Genomic DNA, 17,310 nt, shown 5'->3' on the forward strand with positions numbered 1-17,310 from the left:
CATGCACGATATCGATTGCACGATCATCGGCGGCGGCATCGTGGGCTGTGCCGTCGCCGCCGAACTCGCCGGTCGCGGCCTGTCGACGGTGCTGCTCGAGATGGAGGATGGCCTCGGCCGGGGCACGACCTCTCGCAACAGCGAAGTCTCCCACGGCGGCATGTACTATCCCACAGGCTCGCTCAAGGCGCGGTTCTGCGTCGAGGGTCGGCGCCTTCTGAAGCAGTTCTGCGAGAGCGCCGGCGTCGGCTACCGCGAATGCGGCAAGCTCATCGTCGCCGCGACGAGCGATGAGATACCCTATCTCGAGAAACTGCTGGCGCGCGGCATGGAGAACGGAGTCGAGGAACTCCGGCTCGTCGATGCCGGGGAACTGCGGCGCCTGGAGCCGCAGGTGAGCGCCTGCGCCGCGCTGTACTCGCCGCGCACCGGCATCGTCGACGCCGAGGGCGCGGCGCGGGCCTGGTCGCACCTGGCGCAGGAGCACGGCGCCCAGGTGATGACTGCGGCGCGCGTGACCGGGCTTCATCCCGGGGCAGGCGCCTGGACCGTGGAGATCACGGCTGCCGGAGCCGGCCGTCGCGAAGGCTGGAGCCACACCAGTCGCATCGTGGTGAATGCAGCCGGACTCTGGGCCGACCGCGTTGCCGCACTGGCGGGCATCGATACGGCCGCCCGCGGTTGGGACCTGCACCTGGTGAAGGGGAACTACTTCGCCGTGGCGAGCGAGCACCACGGGCGGATCAGCCGCCTGGTGTACCCGGTGCCGCCGAGCCACGGCGCCAGCCTGGGTGTGCACGTCTGCCTGGACCTGGGCGGCCAGATGAAGCTTGGGCCCGACGTGGAGCACCTTGCCGCCGATCCGCGCGACGCCGGGTTCGACTGGCGCGTCGATCCGGCGCTCCGGGAATCGTTCTGGGAGGGTGCCCACCGGTTCCTGCCGTGGCTTCGGGTCGACGACCTGTCGCCGGGCATGAGCGGGCTGCGCCCCAAGCTCGTGCCGACCGGCTTCGCCGATTTCGTCGTGCAGCGCGAGGAAGGGGACCTTGCCGGGCTGGTCAACCTCGTGGGCATCGAGTCGCCGGGCCTGACCAGCGCCGCGGCATTGGCGCGCGAAGTGGCGCGCCTGGTCGCCGGGATGGACGCCGCATGAGCGCGCCCGTCCACGCCGGGCCGTTGTTCAAGGGCACGGGCGCCCATTGGCGCCGGCAGTACAGTCGCCGTTCGTTCCTCAAGCTCGGCGGCGCCGTCGCCGCGGCCGGGGTCGTCATCTACTCGGGACTCGACGAGGCGGTGACCGCAGCGCACGACAAGCACGTGCGCTCGCCCGCTTCGGACCGCGTCTCGCGAGTCGGCTACGAAACGGGCAATCGCCCCTGGTTCCTGGCCTGGCTCGGTGTGGCAGCCATCGACGCCTGGGTGCGATCGGTGCCGTTCACTCGTTGGGGGCGCGCCAACTTCGAGTCGATGGTCGTGGGCTTGCCGCTGCTGTGGACTGTTCAGCGCGTGCTGGGGGCCGATCGTCCGAGCGCCGAATTCCCGACTCCCGACTGGCAGCCCTTCCGCACCGACCATGCCGCTTCGGGCCACTGCTTCATCGGGGCCGTGCCCTGGCTCAACGCGGCGCGTGCCGCCGGACTGCACCGCTGGCGGCCCTTCCTGCTGGCCGGTTCGTGGCTGGCCGGTTGGTCGCGCCTGAACGATCGCAAGCACTACCTGTCCCAGGTCGGCCTGGGCTGGTTCATTGCCTGGCAGGCCGTGTCCGCGGTGGACTACCGCGGCGATGCGCCGGCCGATCCTCCCAAGGAGTTGCCATGATGACCTGGTCGAGTCGGCTGTCGGGCGCGTTGGGCCACAATCGGACGATGGGCGCTGCCGCGTTCGCGTGTTTCCTGTCGATGGCGCCGCTCGCCGTTCTTGCCGCCGTCGAGCGGGTGCAGGTGCAGTTGCCGCCGGCTGCCGACCTGGCGGTCGAGGACGCGGCACGCGACGCCGAGGGCCTGCCGTGGCGGTACGCCATACCCGAGGCCGTCAGCGTGACCCCGGCCCGCGACGGCCGCTGGGAGCGCCTGCCGGACGGCGCGCGCCGCTGGAGCCTGGAAGTCTCCTCGCCGGGCGCCGCCTCGCTCAACCTGGGTTTTCCCGTGTACTGGCTGCCGGCCGGGGCCACGCTCGTCGTGCGTGACGCTGCCGGACGCCTGCCGGCACTCGTATTCGACGCCGGGGACAACGCCGACCACGGCGAACTGTGGACGCCGATCCTGCCCGCCGACGCGCTGCTCGTCGAGCTGAACTTGCCGGCGAACGTGACCACCGAGCCGCTGCTGGAACTCGGCTTCATCAACAGCGGTTACCGGTCGTTTGGGCAATCGCCGGACGCCAAGGCCGGTACCTGCAATGTCGACGTCGTCTGTTCCGAAGGTGACGACTGGCGCGCCGAAATCGCCTCGGTGGGGCTCATCTCCGTCAACGGCTCGTTCACCTGCACCGGCGCGCTGTTGAACAACACCAGCAATGACGGCACGCCATACTTCCTGACGGCCGACCATTGCAACATCTCGGGGACGGCGGCACCCACGGTGGTCATCTACTGGAACTTCGAGAGCCCTGTGTGCGGCGAGCAGGCGAACGGTTCGCTCCTGCAGTTCACGTCGGGCTCCACGCTGCGCGCCAGCTGGTCCACCAGCGACTTCACGCTGCTCGAGCTCGACGAACTGCCCGAGCCTTCGTTCGGCGTGACGTACGCCGGCTGGAACCGCGGCACGGCCATGCCCACGTCGGCCACGGCCATCCATCACCCCGACTCGGACGAGAAGAGCATTTCCTTCGAGACCGCGCCGCTGCGGACGACATCCTACCTCGGGACGGTCGAACCGGGCGACGGCACGCACCTGCGTATCATCGACTGGGACCTCGGCACCACCGAGCCCGGCTCCTCGGGCTCGCCGCTCTTCGATCAGGATCACCTGGTGGTCGGGCAGCTGCACGGCGGCTGGGCCGCATGCGGCAACAACGAGTCCGACTGGTACGGCTGGCTGCAGCGCTCGTGGGACGGCGGCGGCTCTGCGGATACCCGCCTGATGGACTGGCTCGATCCCGGCGCCACCGGTGCCGTGACGCTGCCGATGCTGGACCCGGCGGCCGGCTCCTTCGCGGTGACGCCGACCGCGGCGATCGAGGCGTCCGGTCCGCAGGGCGGGCCGTTCACGGTGTCCGACTGGGAGTACACGCTGACCAACGACGGCGAGGTGGCGGTGAACTACACCGCCGCCGTCGACGTGGACTGGCTGACGGTGGCGCCTGCTACCGGCAGCATCGCGATCGGTGGCGCTGCAACCGTCACGGTCTCGCTGGCCAGCCCGTCGATCGGCCTGGACGGTGGTATCCACGAGGCGACGATCACGTTCGGCAATCCCAACCGCGGCTCCTCCGAGTCGCGGACGCTGCGCCTGGAGATCATCCCCGACCGGTCCGAGCTGGCCGGCGTGGGGCCGAACCCGTTCCGCGATTTCACCTCGGTGCGCGTCTCGCTGCCGGCGGCGGGCTCCCTCGTCTGGCGCGTCTTTGACCTGCGCGGCCGCCTGGTGCGCGGCCCGGTCACCCTCGAGGGTGTGCTGGGCGAGAACGAGATCGCCTGGGACGGCCATGACGCCGGCGGGCGACGCCTGCCGACCGGCGCCTACGTGATGGCGATCCAGGCGCCCGACCGCGAGATCCGGGTGCCGCTGGCCTGCGCACGCTGAGCGGCGTTCGCCACCTCCACCCTGCCTGTCCGGCGCCGGAATCCCGGCGAGCATCAGGTACCGTATCCGGTACCTCGGACAAATCCGACGCATGCTAAGGTTTCGTGGCCAGGTCGAAATCCCGGCCAAGGGCGCTCATGCCCGACAGCAGTTCCTTGCCAGCCGTGCGACCAGGACGTCCGTCGACGCCCAGCCGTTCATTCAGCCAATGCGGAGGACAGGCATGAAGAAGACCATGTTGTTCGCTGTCGTCGCGATTGCGGCCAGCGTGATCCTGGCGGCAGCCATCGCGACTGCCGGTGAGCCGCCAGCCAAGGTCGAGCCATCGGGACTCGAAGCTCAAGGCCATCGGCACCAACCCTACGGTTGTCGCTGCGGTCAAGGCCGCCAATGCGGCCGGGCTGACGCTCGACCAGATCAGGCGCGCGATGCCGAGTGGCAGAAGTCGCCCGGCGTGACGAAAGAGATGCAGGCTCTCATCGACAATGCCTGCGGCAAGTACCTGCACGGCCTGCAGAAAGAGATGCCGTTCCTGGCCGAGGCCTTCGTCATGGACAACCAGGGCGCCAACGTGGCGATGACCGACAAGACCTCGGACTACTGGCAGGGTGACGAGCCCAAGTGGCAGGAGTCGTTCAAGGGCGGGGCGGGCGCTGTCCATGTCAGCGATGTCAAGTTCGACGACAGCACCCAGACCTACACCGTCCAGGTCTCTGTGCCGGTCATGGATGGCGGCAAGGCCATCGGAGCCATCACGTTCGGCGTCGACGTCGACCAGGTCCAGTAGCAAGGCGGGTGTCATGAACTGGTTCAATCGGCTCAAGATCGGGGGCAGGCTCAACTGCGGCTTCTCCCTGATGACGGTCATCGTCCTGGCCATAGGCCTGACCAGCATGTTCAGTTCGAGGACTCTCAACGGCAGCCTGCGATCCATCACGGAGCGCCGGTTGCCGGCCCTCGAATCGCTGCTGCAGGCTGACCGCGACCTGCACGGTGCATTGGCTGCGGAACGGTCGATGATCTTCGCCAATGCCGGTTCGGACCAGTTCAAGGCCCTTGTACAGGACTACGACGAGCACGTGGCCCAGGCGGATGCGAACTGGAAGAAATACACGTCGTTCGCGGACAGCGACAAGGAACGGGAGATCGTCCCGCGTTTCGAGTCGACCCATCGCGAGTGGGCCGTACTGTCCCGCCGCATCGTCGACGCCCGAGTGGCCGATACCCGCGAGGGACGGCGCGAGGCGCTCGACCTCTCCCTCGGGCAGGCGGCAGAGGCCTTCCTGGCGATGGAGGCGATGGTTGCCGAACTCACGGAGCTGACACTGGCCCAGGCCGAATCGGCGCGGGAGCACGCCGGAGCCGTCTATGCCTTCAACAGGATACTGCAGCTGGGCATGATCGTCGCCGGCCTGGTCGCCGGCGGCCTGCTTGCCTGGGCGATCCGTCGTTCCATCGCCGGCCCGTTGTCGCGGCTTATCGACGGCCTGACGACAACCGCCTCCCAGCTCACGGCCGCTTCAAGCCAGGTGGCGGCTGCCAGCCAGCAGTTGGCCACCGGCGCTTCGTCGCAGGCGGCGGCGATCGAGGAGACTTCGGCGTCACTGGAACACATGTCCTCGATGACCGGGCTCAACGCCGGCAGCGCGACCGATGCGGATTCCCTGATGCAGTCGACCAACGCCGTGGTGCGCGGCGCCAACGAGGAGATGCAGCGACTCGAGGTATCGATGCGGGAGATCTCGGAGGCGAGCCTTGAGACCCAGAAGATCGTACGCACGATTGACGAGATCGCCTTCCAGACGAACCTGCTGGCCCTGAACGCCGCCGTGGAGGCGGCCCGGGCCGGCGCTGCCGGCGCCGGATTCGCGGTGGTGGCGGAAGAGGTTCGCGGCCTGGCCCAGCGAGCGGCAGGCGCATCACGCAATACGGCGGGCATGATCGAGCACCGTGGCCCGCGTCAACGAAGGCAGTGCGCTGGTCGGACGCGCCTGCCAGGCGTTTGCCGGCGTCTCGAGCAATGCCGAGAAGGTCGGTACCCTGGTCAGCGGGATCGCTTCGGCCTCGCGTGAACAGTCACAGGGCATCGGCCAGGTGACCCAGGCGGTTGCCGGGATGGACCGCACGACGCAGGCCAATGCGGCCAGCGCCGAGCAGTCCGCGAGTGCGGCCCAGCAGTTGAGTGCGCAGGCGATGCAGATGATGACCTACGTTGCTGACCTCGAGGCGCTGGTGGGCAGTGGGGCGCCACAAGCAGTGCCCGCGCCCCGGCAACAGGCCAGGCGCAGTTCCGCGCTCGGCGCCTCGCGGACGTCGACCAAGTCGGGTCCGACGATCGCGGCCGCGCGCGGCGGGCGTCCCGGACGAACCCGGGCGGGCGCACCCGCGACGACCGGGGCCGTCAATCGCCAGGCGGCGGAGCGGCGACCGGACACCCTGGCCCCGGCTCCCCAGGTCGTGATGTCACTGGACGACGACGACTTCTTCGATGTCGCCATGACGGCACCTGCCGGTCGCAGTTCGGACGGGCGCTGAGCCCCGCTCAGCGCAGCCTCGCCGCTGCCAGCAGCAGTGTCAGCCATCCGCCCAGCAGGCAGACGCCGCCGACCGGGGTGATCGCGCCGAGCGCGCGCACCCCGGTCAACGTCATCACGTAGAGACTGCCGCTGAACAGGATGATACCCGCCACGAAGAGCCAGCCGGCCACGCCGGGCAGGCGCCCCGTCAGGTGCGGGGCCAAAGCCGCGACCAGCCCGAGCGCGAGCGCGTGCGCCAGGTGGTACTGGGCGGCCGTCTGCCACCACTGCAGGCGCAGGGCGCCGTCGGGCGCCGCCTCGAGCATCCGCTTGAGCCCGTGGGCGCCGAAGGCCCCGAGCGCGACCGCCAGGAAGCCGTTCGCCGCCGCCATCATCAGCCAGAGCCTTGACATGGTCACTCCGTCCAGGCCCGGCCGCAGCCGGGCGGGCTAGGTGGTGGTCGAGCGCCGGAACAGCGCGAAGGCGGTGCCGAAGGCCGCCAGTCCCATCGCCAGCAGCATCAGCAACTCGCGCGACAGTTCGGCCAGGCCGGCGCCGCGCAGCAGGACACCGCGGACAATGGCCATGAAGAACCGCATGGGATTGAGCCACGTCAAGGCGCGGGCCCATTCCGGCATGTTCTGCACCGGGAAGAAGAACCCGCTCAACATGATCGCAAAGACAAGGAAGAACCACACGGTGAAGACGGCCTGTTGTTGCGTGCCGCTGACCGCGGAGGCCAGCAGTCCCAGGCCCAGCGTCACGAGCAGGTAGGCCAGCACGCCCAGGAGCAGCACCCAGGGCTCGCCGGTCATGGGTACGTGGAACCACAACATGGCGACCGCCATGGCCAGGAGCAGGTCGACCAGCGCGATGATGGCGAAGGGTATGGTCTTGCCGGCGATGAGCTGGAGCGGCGAAAGCGGCGTGACGTGGATCTGCTCGAGCGTGCCGAGCTCCTTCTCGCGCACGACCGCCAGGCCGGTCACCAGCGCCGAGATGATCGTCACCAGGATGACAATGACACCCGGCACCATGTAGAGGCGGCTCTCCAGTTCGGGATTGTAGAAGAACCTGACGGCAGGGGTGATGGCCGGAGCGCCGGATCGCACGCCTCCGGCCGCTGCCATGCGCACGGCTTCGCGGGTGATGAGCGCCTCGGCATAGCCGGCGCCCCTGCCGGCGATGCTGCTGTTCGAGCCGTCGACGAACAGTCCCACGGTCGGTGCGGCGCCACCCGTCACATCGCGGGCGAAACCGGCCGGGATGTGCACGGCCAGGTCGCATTCGTGGCTGCGCAGGAGACGCTCCAGTTCCGCGGGGCCGGAGGGGGTCGGGCCGGCACTGAACGTGCTGCTACGGGGGAAGGCCTCGACAAGCTGGCGGCTGAGCGGGGAACGATCCTCGTCGAGAACAGCCACGCGCAGGTCGCGAAGGTCGCTGTTCAGCGCGTACGACATCACCATCAACTGGACGATCGGCAGCACCAGCACGAGCCGCAACAGGGCCGGGTCGCGGCGCAGTTGCCGGAATTCCTTGCGCACGAGTATCCGCAGCACGTGCATCACGTCACTCCAGGCGCAGCCGGAAGCTGCGGGTTGCCGCGCCGAGCAACAGCACGGCCTGGGTCGCCAGGATCGCCGTCTGCAGCGGGTGCCAGTTCTCGCCGCGCAGCATCACGCCGCGCAGGACTTCAAGGAAATGCGTTGCCGGCAGCAGGCGACAGATGAACTGCAGCGGCGCCGGCATGCTTGAGACGGGGAAAAGGAAGCCCGACAGGATCATGGTCGGCAGCATGGTGGCCGTCACTGCGGCCATCATCGCGACGCGCAGGCTGCTCGCGCGGGCGGAGATGAGCAGCCCGACGCCCAGGGCGATGACGATGAACAGCAGGCAGTAGCCGGTCAGGGCCCACCAGGAGCCGTTCATCGGCACCTGGAACACGAGCCGTCCGATGACCAGGATCAGGGCGGCGTCCAGCGACCCCAGCGCCACGTAGGGAGCACCTTGCCGACAATCACCTGCGCCGGCCGGATCGGCGTGGTGAGGATCTGCTCCAGCGTGCCGGTTTCCTTCTCGCGCGTGATGGCGATGCTCGTCAGGATGGCGCAGATCATCATCAGCACCAGCGCCACCAGGCCCGGCACCACGAAATGGGCGCTGCGCAACTCGGGGTTGAACCAGACTCGCGTCCGCGTCGAGAAGGGCAGCGGCGGCGCCCCTGTCTCGCGGCGGACGCCCAGCGCCTGCCGCTGCACCACGGCCTGCAGGTAGTTGGCCGCCATGGCAGCAGTCGATGCGTCCGAACCGTCGACCAGCACCTGGACCGCGACCGGTTCCCCGCCGGCCAGCGTCGCGGCATAGCCGCGCGGGATGACGAGCGCCGCCAGGAACCGTCCGCGGCGGAAGCCGGGTTCCACCTGTGACGGGTGTTCCAGCCGGTCGACGATCTCGATGAAGCCGCCGGACTCCATGGCCCTCATGAAATCGCGGCTGCGGTCGCTGTGGTCGTTGTCGACAACGGCAACCGGCAGGTCGCGCATCTCCATGTCGATGACGGCGCCGTAGAGGAGCACCATGACCACCGGCATGAGCACCGCGACGGCCAGGCTGCGCGCATCGCGCACGATGTGCAGCAGCTCCTTGGCCGCCAGTGCCAGAACCCTCTTCATGCGTCCACCAGTCTCAGGAAGACATCCTGCATGTCGCGCCCGCCGGTCGAGGCCTTCAGGCCGCTCGGCGTGTCCAGCGCCACCAGCTTGCCCTGCACCATGATGGAGACGCGGCCGCAGTACTCGGCCTCGTCCATGTAGTGGGTCGTGACGAAGACCGTGACGCCGCCGGCCGCCTGCTCGTAGATCAGGTCCCAGAAGCGCCTTCGAGCCACCGGATCGACGCCGCCGGTCGGCTCGTCGAGGAAGACGACGCGTGGGCGGTGGAGCAGGGCGCAGCCGAGGGCCAGCCGCTGCTTGAAGCCGAGCGGCAGCGAGCCGGCCAGTCGCCGCTCCAGGTCGGCCAGGCCCAGCTGGGGCAGCAGTTCGTGCCGACGTTCGGCGAGTGCGGTGTCGAACAGCCCGTAGATGCCGCCGAAGAACTCAAGGTTCTCGGCCACGGTCAGGTCGTCGTAGAGGGAGAAGCGCTGGCTCATGTAGCCGATGCGCCGCTTCAGTTCGCGCGCCTGCCCGCCGCTATTTCCTCCGACTTGCACGCCGGCGACCATGGCCTCGCCGCCCGATGGCGCCAACAGCCCGCACAGCATGCGGATCGCCGTCGTCTTGCCCGCGCCGTTGGCGCCGAGGAACCCGAAGATCTCGCCGGCGGGGACGTCGAGGTCCAGGCCGTCGACGGCCGTGAAGTCGCCGAAGCGGCGCGTCAGGCCGCGGGCGTGAAGACGGCGGATGCCGGTGTCGTCGTCATCCGGCCGCCTCCTGTTCCGCGCGCGCCATCATCTCGACGAAGACATCCTCGATGCCCGCCTGGGCCGGCGCGAGTGCGGCTCCTGTTCCCTGCAGTGCGGTGGCGGCAGCCCGCGCCTGGTCGTCGGTGTCGTGCACGAGGTGCAGGCGATCCCCGAACCGCCGCACTTCGAGCCCGGAAATGTGTGCCGCGCCCAGCAGTTCGGTAGCCCTTCGCAGGTCGCCCCCGGTGACGGCAAGCAACCGGCGGGGGAACGAGGCCGCAACCGCCGCCGGCGTGCCGCGGCTGATGGCGTGCCCGGCATGCATGAGCACGATCTCGTCGCACATCGCGGCCTCGTCCATGTACGGCGTGCTGACGATCAGGGCCAGTCCGCGTCCGGCAAGGTCGCGAAGGATGCGCCAGAACTCGCGCCGGCTGACCGGGTCGACACCCGTTGTCGGCTCGTCGAGGATCAGTACCGAGGGCGTGTGGATCAACGTGCAGCTGAGCGCGAGCTTCTGCTTCATGCCGCCGGAGAGCTGGCCGGCGCGGCGATTGCGGAACGGCTCCAGACGGCTGAAAGCCATCAGTTCGCGGTCCCGCTCGGCACGCTCGGACTTCGGCACGCCGAACAGGTCGGCGAAGAAGCGGAGGTTCTCGCCAACCGTCAGGTCCGGGTACAGGCTGAACCGCTGCGGCATGTAGCCCAGGTGCTGCTTGACGTGTCGCGAGTCGAGCGTGCAGTCGTGCCCGAGGATGCGGGCGGAGCCGCTGTCCGGACGCAGAAGGCCGCAGAGCACGCGCATCGTCGTGGTCTTGCCCGCGCCATCAGGCCCGATCAACCCGCATACCGAGCCCGGCGGCACGCTCAGCGAGAGTCCGCGCACGGCAGCGGTGCTGCCGTAGCTCTTGTGCAAGGCATCGAGGACGATGGCGGCTTCGGTCACGGCAGGTCGACCTCGGCCGGCATGCCGACATGCAGGCGTCCGTCGGGGTTCGCCACGCGCAACTTGACCGCGTAGACCAGCTGGGCGCGGGCATGGCGCGTCTGGGCGTTCTTGGGCGTGAACTCCGCTTCGTCGGCGATCCAGGCCACCGTGCCGGTCAGCGGGCTCCCCGGCAGGGCATCGACGCGCACCGGCAGTTCCTGGCCCGGCTTGACCCGCGAGAGATCGCCGGCCTCGAGGTAGATGCGCAGTTCCAGGTGGGCGAGGTCGGCCAGACGCAGGGCCGTGCGGCCGGCGGCGACTACCTCCCCGGGCTCGACAGTGCGCGTCAGGACGGTGCCGGCCATGGGCGCGAGCACGGCGCTGTCGCGCAACTGGCGATCAAGGACGGCAAGTGCGGAGTCGAGGTGCGTGATCTCGGCGTCAAGTGCCGCCTGGCGCCCGCGGGCGGCGTCGATCGTCGCGCGGGCCACGTCGCGTTGCGCGGTGATATCGTCCACCTGCTGGCCGGTAGCCGTGCCCTGTTCGCGAAGGGTCAGCGTACGCGTCAGCGTCTTCTCGAGGAGCGAGAGTTGCCGACGGGCCTTTACCAGTTCCGCGTCGGCCACCAGGCGCTGCGCGCGCAGCGTGGCGTGGTTGGCGGCTGCCTGGGCGCGCTGCAGCGCGATCAGCTCGCCGTCGAGCACCAGCAGGGTGTCGCCGGCAGCCACGCGCTCGCCTTCCTGGCGCGTCACCGCAAGCACGCGTCCGCCCTGGACCGGCGCGATGTCGACGACAGTCGCCTCGAACGTGCCGGCCGGCGCCGGCGGCCCGCCGCGGCCGCAGGCGCCGAGCGCCAGGACGGGAATCAGCCAGAACAGGCCAGGGACTCGTCGCATCGTCGTTCTCCTCTTGTCAGCGGTCGGGTCCGCGTTGCTCCGGTCGGCGACCGTCGCCGACCATCGATGCCCGCCACGGGTGATCATCGCCCGAGGGTCCAGAGCAGGAAGGACTCGGCCTGGCGAACCCGCGTGCGGACCAGGGCCAGGTCCACTTCCGCCTGGGCCAGGTCATCGTGTGCGTCCAGGAATTCCGTCTCGGTGGCCGAATCGAGCGCCTGCCGTCCTGCCACCATCTCGAGCAGGCGGCGCTGGAGGGCGAGGCGTTCGCCGACCTGCGCCTCCTGGCAAGGGCAGCGCAACTGGGCGCGGGCAGTCGCCGCAGCGGTCGTGAGCGATTCGTCCAGGTCCCGGCGCTGCGCGTCGAGCCAGCGCGCGCGGGCTTCGGCCTGATGGATACGCTGGCGGCGGGCGCCGGCATCCCACAGCTGCCAGTCCACGCTCACGCCGGCGGTTCCGTAGCCCATCCACTCGTTGGCCAGCGCGTCCACCCCGGGCCGGCCGTAGTGGGCGCGTACATCGGCCACCACGCGCGGGCGCAGGCGGCCGCTCGCCGCGGCGGCCAGTTCCCGCTGGCGCCGGGCCTCGGCGGACAGGGCGGCCACTTCCGGACGCGGCCCTTCCGCGGGCAACGTGTCGCCGGCGGCGAGCAGCAGCGAGGCGCCCACATCGCCGCTCGGCAGCACGGGCACGCCGGGCCGACCGACGAGCCTGCCGAGCGCCAGTGCCGACGAGTCGCGCGCAGCCTCGGCCTGCAGGTGACGTTGACGGGCGAGCGCCAGACGCGTTTGTGCGCGCACGACGGACTCGGTGGTCGCGGCGCCGGCCTGCTCGGCCCCGGTCACGGATTCCAGATGACGCGACAGCCGGGCCACGGCCAGTGCCGAGGCCTCGACCTGCGCCTGGCGGCCCAGGGCGCCGGTGAAGGCCAGGCGCACGCTGCGGGCCAGGTCGAGCTTCACGCCGTCTTCGCGCCGGGACGCAGCCTCGACGCCTGCCGTAGCCGCGGTCGCCGTGTGCGCCAGTTCGCCGCCTGTGTAGAGCGGCACGGCCAGGCCGAGGTTGATGCTGGCCACATGGCCGTCGCCGAATTCGAGCGTGCGCGACGGCAAGCCGGCCGGCAGTTCCAGTTCGCTGCGCATGTGCTCGCTGGCGTACTGGTAGGAGCCGCCCGCGCCGAGCACCGGTTGCCGCCGGGCCGCAGCCTCGGCCGACACGGCCTCCGACTCCCGGCTCGCAGCAGCCGCGGACTCGAGGGACGGGGCGGCGGACAGTGCGGCCTCGAGGCAACCGGACAGGTCCAGGCGCAGCGTGTCGCCCGCTGCGGTGGCGGCAACGACCGGCGGCGACGCGACGAAGATACCGGGGCCGAAGCCGAGGCAGAGCAGCAGCAGGGTCGCCGGCAGCGCCGGGGCCTGCAGCCGCGGATTCCGCGGGTCACGCATGGATATCCTCCCCGGGAGCCGCAGCGCCCAGCAAGCCGTAGCGCAGGAGGCGGGACAGGTTCGTCCGGTGCTCCTGCCAGTGCGTATCGTCATCCATCGCGAAGCCCACGACCTCGCGCGCGATCGGCTCCATGAAGACGAGCCCGTAGGCATTGGCCATCAGGAAGAGCAGGATGGAGCGGGCCGGGAGCAGGGGCAGGCGCCCGCCAGCCTGGGCTTCGGAGACCAGGTCGGCCAGCACGCGGCTGACGCCGAGTACGCTGCTGTCGCCCAATGAACGGATGATCCGGCGAAAGCGGTCAGGCTCGGTGGAGACCGCCAGCCGCATCAGGCGCAGCCGCCGGGGATCCTCCCGCAGGGAAGACAGGATGCGCAGCGGAAACTCGGCGAGGACCTGCTCGGCCGAGGCATCGCTGTCGAGCCCGGCGATCACGTCGCCGATCAGGTCCTGCAGTTCCCGGGTCAGCACGGCATCGATCAGGTGGTCCTTGGTGCCGAAGTAGTAGTTGATCATGGCCACGTTCACGCCGGCGTGACGGGCCACCGCGCGCACGGGGACTCCCGCGAATCCCGCCTCGGCGAACAGTTCGCGCGTGGCCGCGAGGATGCGACCGGGCGGCGAATCGGGTGGGGGCGGGGCCAGGTCGCCCGGTCGGGCTTCCAGCAGCGCCCGCAGGCGTCCGGCGGCCGGAATCCCCGAGGGGGCATAGGGGGCACGGGGTTCTGTCATGGTCAGGCTCCGGGCTGGGGTCACCCGGTGAGTATAATTGAACGATTGATTAAGTCAAGCGATCGTTTAACTCCGCCCCGGCTGCTGTGTCACTGCCGCCCGCCGGCCCCGCCCGCGTTCGGCGGCACGACGGGCTCAGGCGGCGCTCCCGCCCGTTCCTGAGCGCGCGGAACGGCGCCGCTGGATCGCCTGCCCCAGGCCCACCCCGGCTCCGAACATGCCCGCGGCGACCGTCAGCAGGCCCACCAGGCGCACCGGCTTGCCCGGCATGTCGACGGCCGCCAGGACCGTCACCAGGATCCCGAGGACGACCTGGATCAGGTCCCCGTGTCTCTTCAGGGCTGCCTTCATGCCGCCTCCATCGATAAAGAACCCGCCCGGGCAGTTCCTTCGGCCATCTGGTCGGGGAACGTCCCGGGCGGGATTTCAGGCACTGCCGGACGGATGTCAGGTGTTCGGCGTCGCCGCCGCCACCGTCTTCTTCATCCACTCGGTGGTGACGCTCTTGGGGCGCTCGATCGGGGTGCCCATCGCGCGGTTGATGATCAACTGCGAGAGCATGCCCATCGCACGCGAGACCGAGAACAGCACCGTGTAGTACGAGAACTCGCGCAGGCCGTAGTGGTACAGCAGCGCGCCGCTGGCGGCGTCGACGTTCGGCCAGGGATCCTTGGCCTTGCCCTGCTCGACCAGCACCTGCGGCACGATGTTGAACACCTTGTCGACCAGGCACATCACGGGGTCATCCGGGAAGTGCTTCATGCCGAACTCGCGGAAGGCCGAGAAGCGCGGGTCGGTGATCCGCAGCACGGCGTGGCCGTAACCGGGGATGACCTTGCCGCTGTTGAGCGTGTCCCACGAGTACTTGCGCAGCTGCTCGTCGGTCGGCACACCCTTGAACTTCTTGGTCGTCTCGATGATCCAGCCCAGGCATTCCTGGTTGGCCAGGCCGTGCAGCGGACCGGCCAGGCCGTTGAGGCCCGCCGAAACCGAGTAGTAGGGATCGCTGAGCGCGGAGCCGACCACGTGGCAGGCGTGCGCCGAGACGTTGCCGCCCTCATGGTCGCTGTGCAGGACCAGGTACAGGCGCATGCAATCGGCGAACTCGCCGCTCTTGTCGGGAATGCCCAGCATGCGCGCGTAGTTCTCGGCCATCGTCAGGCCCTTCTTGGGGGCGATGCGCGGGCCCTTCTTGAAGCGCATGCGGTAGATGCCGGCGGCGATGGTCGGGATGCGGGCCATCAGGTTCAGGCTGTCCTCAAGCGTCGGCTTCCAGTAGTCGGCCTTCGCCATGCCCTTGTCGTAGGCCTTGGCGAATTCGCTCTCGCGCTGCATCGCCAGGATCGCCGTGTCGAGCATCGTCATCGGGTGGGAGTCCTTGGGCATCGCCTCGAGGATCTTCCACACGTACGCGGGCACCTTCGCGCGCGTGGCCAGCTCTTCGGTCAGCGCCTTGCGGTCGGCGGCCGACGGCAGGTCGCCGGTGCACAGAAGGTAGAAGGTGTCTTCGGCGGTCTTGTTCGTGAGGTCGGCGATGGGGATACCGCGGATGAGCAGGCCCTTGTCAGGCGGGACTTCGGAGGTGTCGCACACCATGCACTTGATACCGCGCATGCCGCCGTACGCCTGTCCCACGGTGACGGTGTCGATCTTGAGGTTCCCGTGAACCTTGTTCAACTCGCGAATCTCGTCACGCCACACGGGGATCTTCTTGGCGAGTGCATTCTGGAGCTTGGCCATCACGCCCTCCTTGCTGGGCCGCGGCTCCCCGGCAGGGAGGGGCGGCGCGCTGGGATTTCGAACCGGTCCAGTCCGCCCGGGCGCACGGGCGCCGGGCCGGCAAAATTCGGACTTAATTGCACTTGTTAAGGGCGCAACACCATCCTGTCAGGGAACCTAGCAGGAGCCTGCTGCAAATTCAACAGGCTGGTCGCGACCACCTGATTTTTCATGGCATTCGAACCTCCGGTGATTACCATTGACGGGTCCGAATCGACCGGGAACGACCCTGGAGGACCCGCAATGAGCGACGACCTGAGGCTGTGTGTGGAGATCCTGGAGAAGGCGATCGCCTTCGAGGAAGAGGGCATGGCCTTCTTCCAGGAGCGCGCCGAGCACGCGCCCACCACGTTCGAGCGCAATCTCTTCAATTCGCTGGCCAAGGACGAGGCGGGCCACAAGGCCTACCTCGTGCGCATGCGCGAGGACCTGCTTCGCGAGCGCAACCTCGACGTGCTGCCCGATGTCGGCGAGGACCACCTCGTCGATGTCCGCCGCATCTTCGATACGGCGCTGGCCGCGGCCCACGACCCCTACGACTACCTGCCTGAAGAGCTGGAGATCCTCAACGGCGCCATGGATGTCGAGCGCCGCGGATTCGCGCTCTACGACGGCGCTGCCGCCACGGTGAAGAGCGACCGTGCGCGCGGCATTTTCGCGCACCTCGCAGCCGAGGAACGCAACCACTACGCGTTGCTTAAGAACACCTATGACTACCTCGCCGACCCCGAGGGATTCAGCGGCTTCGACGGCAACCCGATGCTGGACGGCGGCTAGGAACGTGACCGGGAGCACCGATCCGGAGAGCCAGGCACCGTCTCCATCGCCAGAGCGCCAGTACGACCGGGGCAGGTCCGACCTGTTCCGCGGTGTCCTGGCGCTTTCGCCCATGGCCATGGGCGGCAACCTGCCGTATCGCCGGCTCTGCCGCTCGTTCGGTGCACAGCTGACCTGCAGCGAGATGGTGCTGTCGCACAAGCTCGTTGGGGGCGGCGAGAAGCCGCTGCTGCGCCACCATGCGGACGAGGATGCGTTCGGTGTCCAGATCGCCGGCAAGCACGCCGACGTGATGGCCGAGGCCGCGCGCATGGCGGCCGATTCCGGTGCACGCTTCATCGACCTCAATTTCGGTTGCCCGATCGACCTGATCGTCAAGCGCGGGTCGGGCGCCGCCCTGCTGCAGCGGCCGGGAAAACTGGCCGAGATCGTGGGTGCGGTGCGCGCAGCGGTGGACCTGCCGCTTTCGGTGAAGCTGCGGCTCGGCTACAGCGAGGACAAGCTGAACGTCGTCGATCTGGCGCGTCGTTGCGAGGAAGCCGGGGCCGATGCGCTCGGGATCCACGGGCGCACGCGCGCGCAGCGCTACCGGAACAGCGCGCGTTGGGAACTGATCGAGGAGTCGGCGGCCGCGGTCGGCATCCCCGTGCTCGGCAACGGCGACGTGCTGACGCCGTGGGACCTGCGCCGCCGTCGCGCCGAGACGCGGGTGCGCTCGTTCCTCGTGGCCCGCGGCGCCCTGATCAAGCCCTGGATCTTCCGCGAGCTCCTGGCCGACGAACCGTGGTACCCGACCACGGCCGAGCGCTGGGCTGTCATGCGTCGCTTCGTGGACCTGGCGCTCGAGCACTTCGGCGACGACGAGAAGGGCCACGGCCGCGTCGAACGGTTCTTCCTCTGGCACTGCGGCTTCTCGCACCGCTACCACCCGTGGACCGAGGCGGACTTCGTGGAACTGGGCGCCGAATCGCTGCTGCAGGCCCGCACGCCGCAGGCGGAAGGCGACGCCGACACGCTGCTGCTGGCCAGCCCGGCCGAGGACGACCACCGCCTGATCTGGCGCCGGGTCCTTGACAGGGACTACCCGGCCGCCTAG

At 69.3% G+C, this 17,310-nt stretch carries 19 protein-coding genes; 8 read left to right on the forward strand and 11 right to left on the reverse strand.

Translation table 11 applies throughout. The features are described 5' to 3' along the window. Position 1 precedes the first annotated feature (1 nt). From IPG61_14815 to IPG61_14840, 6 genes are all read left to right on the forward strand, one after another. Positions 2-1,153 carry an NAD(P)/FAD-dependent oxidoreductase gene (locus tag IPG61_14815; GenBank protein MBK6735321.1) on the forward strand — a complete coding sequence of 384 codons (1,152 nt, stop codon included), beginning with the start codon at positions 2-4 and terminating at the stop codon, positions 1,151-1,153. Then, on the forward strand, positions 1,150-1,818 hold the full coding sequence (locus IPG61_14820; GenBank protein MBK6735322.1) for a phosphatase PAP2 family protein: 669 nt from the start codon (positions 1,150-1,152) through the stop codon (positions 1,816-1,818). The genes IPG61_14815 and IPG61_14820 overlap by 4 nt, the downstream gene beginning before the upstream one ends. Beyond that, positions 1,815-3,743, forward strand: coding sequence for a trypsin-like peptidase domain-containing protein (locus tag IPG61_14825; GenBank protein MBK6735323.1), 1,929 nt, complete (start codon positions 1,815-1,817; stop codon positions 3,741-3,743). The genes IPG61_14820 and IPG61_14825 overlap by 4 nt, the downstream gene beginning before the upstream one ends. Positions 3,744-3,966: 223 nt before the next feature. Beyond that, a complete protein-coding gene (locus IPG61_14830) occupies positions 3,967-4,530 on the forward strand; it encodes a PDC sensor domain-containing protein (GenBank protein ID MBK6735324.1) in 564 nt (187 codons plus the stop codon). Positions 4,531-5,032: 502 nt separating this feature from the next. Continuing rightward, positions 5,033-5,815 carry a hypothetical protein gene (locus IPG61_14835; GenBank protein ID MBK6735325.1) on the forward strand — a complete coding sequence of 261 codons (783 nt, stop codon included), beginning with the start codon at positions 5,033-5,035 and terminating at the stop codon, positions 5,813-5,815. Positions 5,816-5,858: 43 nt separating this feature from the next. Further along, the gene (locus tag IPG61_14840; GenBank protein ID MBK6735326.1) at positions 5,859-6,278 is read left to right on the forward strand and encodes a hypothetical protein; all 420 of its coding nucleotides are present in this window, start codon (positions 5,859-5,861) and stop codon (positions 6,276-6,278) included. 7 nt (positions 6,279-6,285) lie between these two features. Here the strand turns inward: IPG61_14840 and IPG61_14845 are convergent, their stop codons facing one another. From IPG61_14845 to IPG61_14895, 11 genes are all read right to left on the reverse strand, one after another. After that, complete coding sequence (locus IPG61_14845) at positions 6,286-6,672, reverse strand: DUF423 domain-containing protein (GenBank protein ID MBK6735327.1); 387 nt, start codon at positions 6,670-6,672, stop codon at positions 6,286-6,288. 36 nt (positions 6,673-6,708) lie between these two features. Further along, on the reverse strand, positions 6,709-7,827 hold the full coding sequence (locus IPG61_14850; GenBank protein ID MBK6735328.1) for an ABC transporter permease: 1,119 nt from the start codon (positions 7,825-7,827) through the stop codon (positions 6,709-6,711). A 1-nt stretch (position 7,828) separates the two neighbouring features. Next, positions 7,829-8,254, reverse strand: a complete 426-nt coding sequence (locus IPG61_14855; GenBank protein MBK6735329.1) for an ABC transporter permease — start codon at positions 8,252-8,254, stop codon at positions 7,829-7,831. Further along, positions 8,224-8,931, reverse strand: coding sequence for an ABC transporter permease (locus IPG61_14860; protein ID MBK6735330.1), 708 nt, complete (start codon positions 8,929-8,931; stop codon positions 8,224-8,226). The genes IPG61_14855 and IPG61_14860 overlap by 31 nt, the downstream gene beginning before the upstream one ends. Further along, the gene (locus tag IPG61_14865) at positions 8,928-9,659 is read right to left on the reverse strand and encodes an ABC transporter ATP-binding protein (protein ID MBK6735331.1); all 732 of its coding nucleotides are present in this window, start codon (positions 9,657-9,659) and stop codon (positions 8,928-8,930) included. Before IPG61_14865 ends, IPG61_14860 begins: the two co-directional genes overlap by 4 nt. Positions 9,660-9,672: 13 nt before the next feature. Beyond that, on the reverse strand, positions 9,673-10,605 hold the full coding sequence (locus IPG61_14870; protein MBK6735332.1) for an ABC transporter ATP-binding protein: 933 nt from the start codon (positions 10,603-10,605) through the stop codon (positions 9,673-9,675). Beyond that, positions 10,602-11,483, reverse strand: coding sequence for an efflux RND transporter periplasmic adaptor subunit (locus tag IPG61_14875; protein MBK6735333.1), 882 nt, complete (start codon positions 11,481-11,483; stop codon positions 10,602-10,604). Before IPG61_14875 ends, IPG61_14870 begins: the two co-directional genes overlap by 4 nt. 83 nt (positions 11,484-11,566) lie before the next feature. Continuing rightward, positions 11,567-12,928, reverse strand: coding sequence for a TolC family protein (locus IPG61_14880; GenBank protein ID MBK6735334.1), 1,362 nt, complete (start codon positions 12,926-12,928; stop codon positions 11,567-11,569). Then, positions 12,921-13,658: a TetR/AcrR family transcriptional regulator gene (locus tag IPG61_14885; protein MBK6735335.1), complete on the reverse strand. Its 738-nt coding sequence runs from the start codon at positions 13,656-13,658 to the stop codon at positions 12,921-12,923. Before IPG61_14885 ends, IPG61_14880 begins: the two co-directional genes overlap by 8 nt. Positions 13,659-13,793: 135 nt before the next feature. Then, complete coding sequence (locus IPG61_14890) at positions 13,794-14,009, reverse strand: hypothetical protein (protein ID MBK6735336.1); 216 nt, start codon at positions 14,007-14,009, stop codon at positions 13,794-13,796. Between the two features lie 96 nt (positions 14,010-14,105). Beyond that, positions 14,106-15,398 carry a citrate (Si)-synthase gene (locus tag IPG61_14895; protein ID MBK6735337.1) on the reverse strand — a complete coding sequence of 431 codons (1,293 nt, stop codon included), beginning with the start codon at positions 15,396-15,398 and terminating at the stop codon, positions 14,106-14,108. 282 nt (positions 15,399-15,680) lie between these two features. Here IPG61_14895 and IPG61_14900 point away from each other — a divergent pair, with 282 nt between their 5' ends. Both IPG61_14900 and IPG61_14905 read left to right on the forward strand, forming a co-directional pair. Beyond that, on the forward strand, positions 15,681-16,214 hold the full coding sequence (locus IPG61_14900) for a ferritin family protein (protein MBK6735338.1): 534 nt from the start codon (positions 15,681-15,683) through the stop codon (positions 16,212-16,214). Positions 16,215-16,218: 4 nt separating this feature from the next. Then, positions 16,219-17,310 (forward strand): tRNA-dihydrouridine synthase family protein, encoded by a 1,092-nt coding sequence (locus tag IPG61_14905; GenBank protein ID MBK6735339.1) that lies wholly within the window; start codon positions 16,219-16,221, stop codon positions 17,308-17,310.

This window comes from bacterium (genome assembly GCA_016703265.1).
In the GTDB taxonomy this organism is placed as follows: Bacteria; Krumholzibacteriota; Krumholzibacteriia; order LZORAL124-64-63; family LZORAL124-64-63; genus CAINDZ01.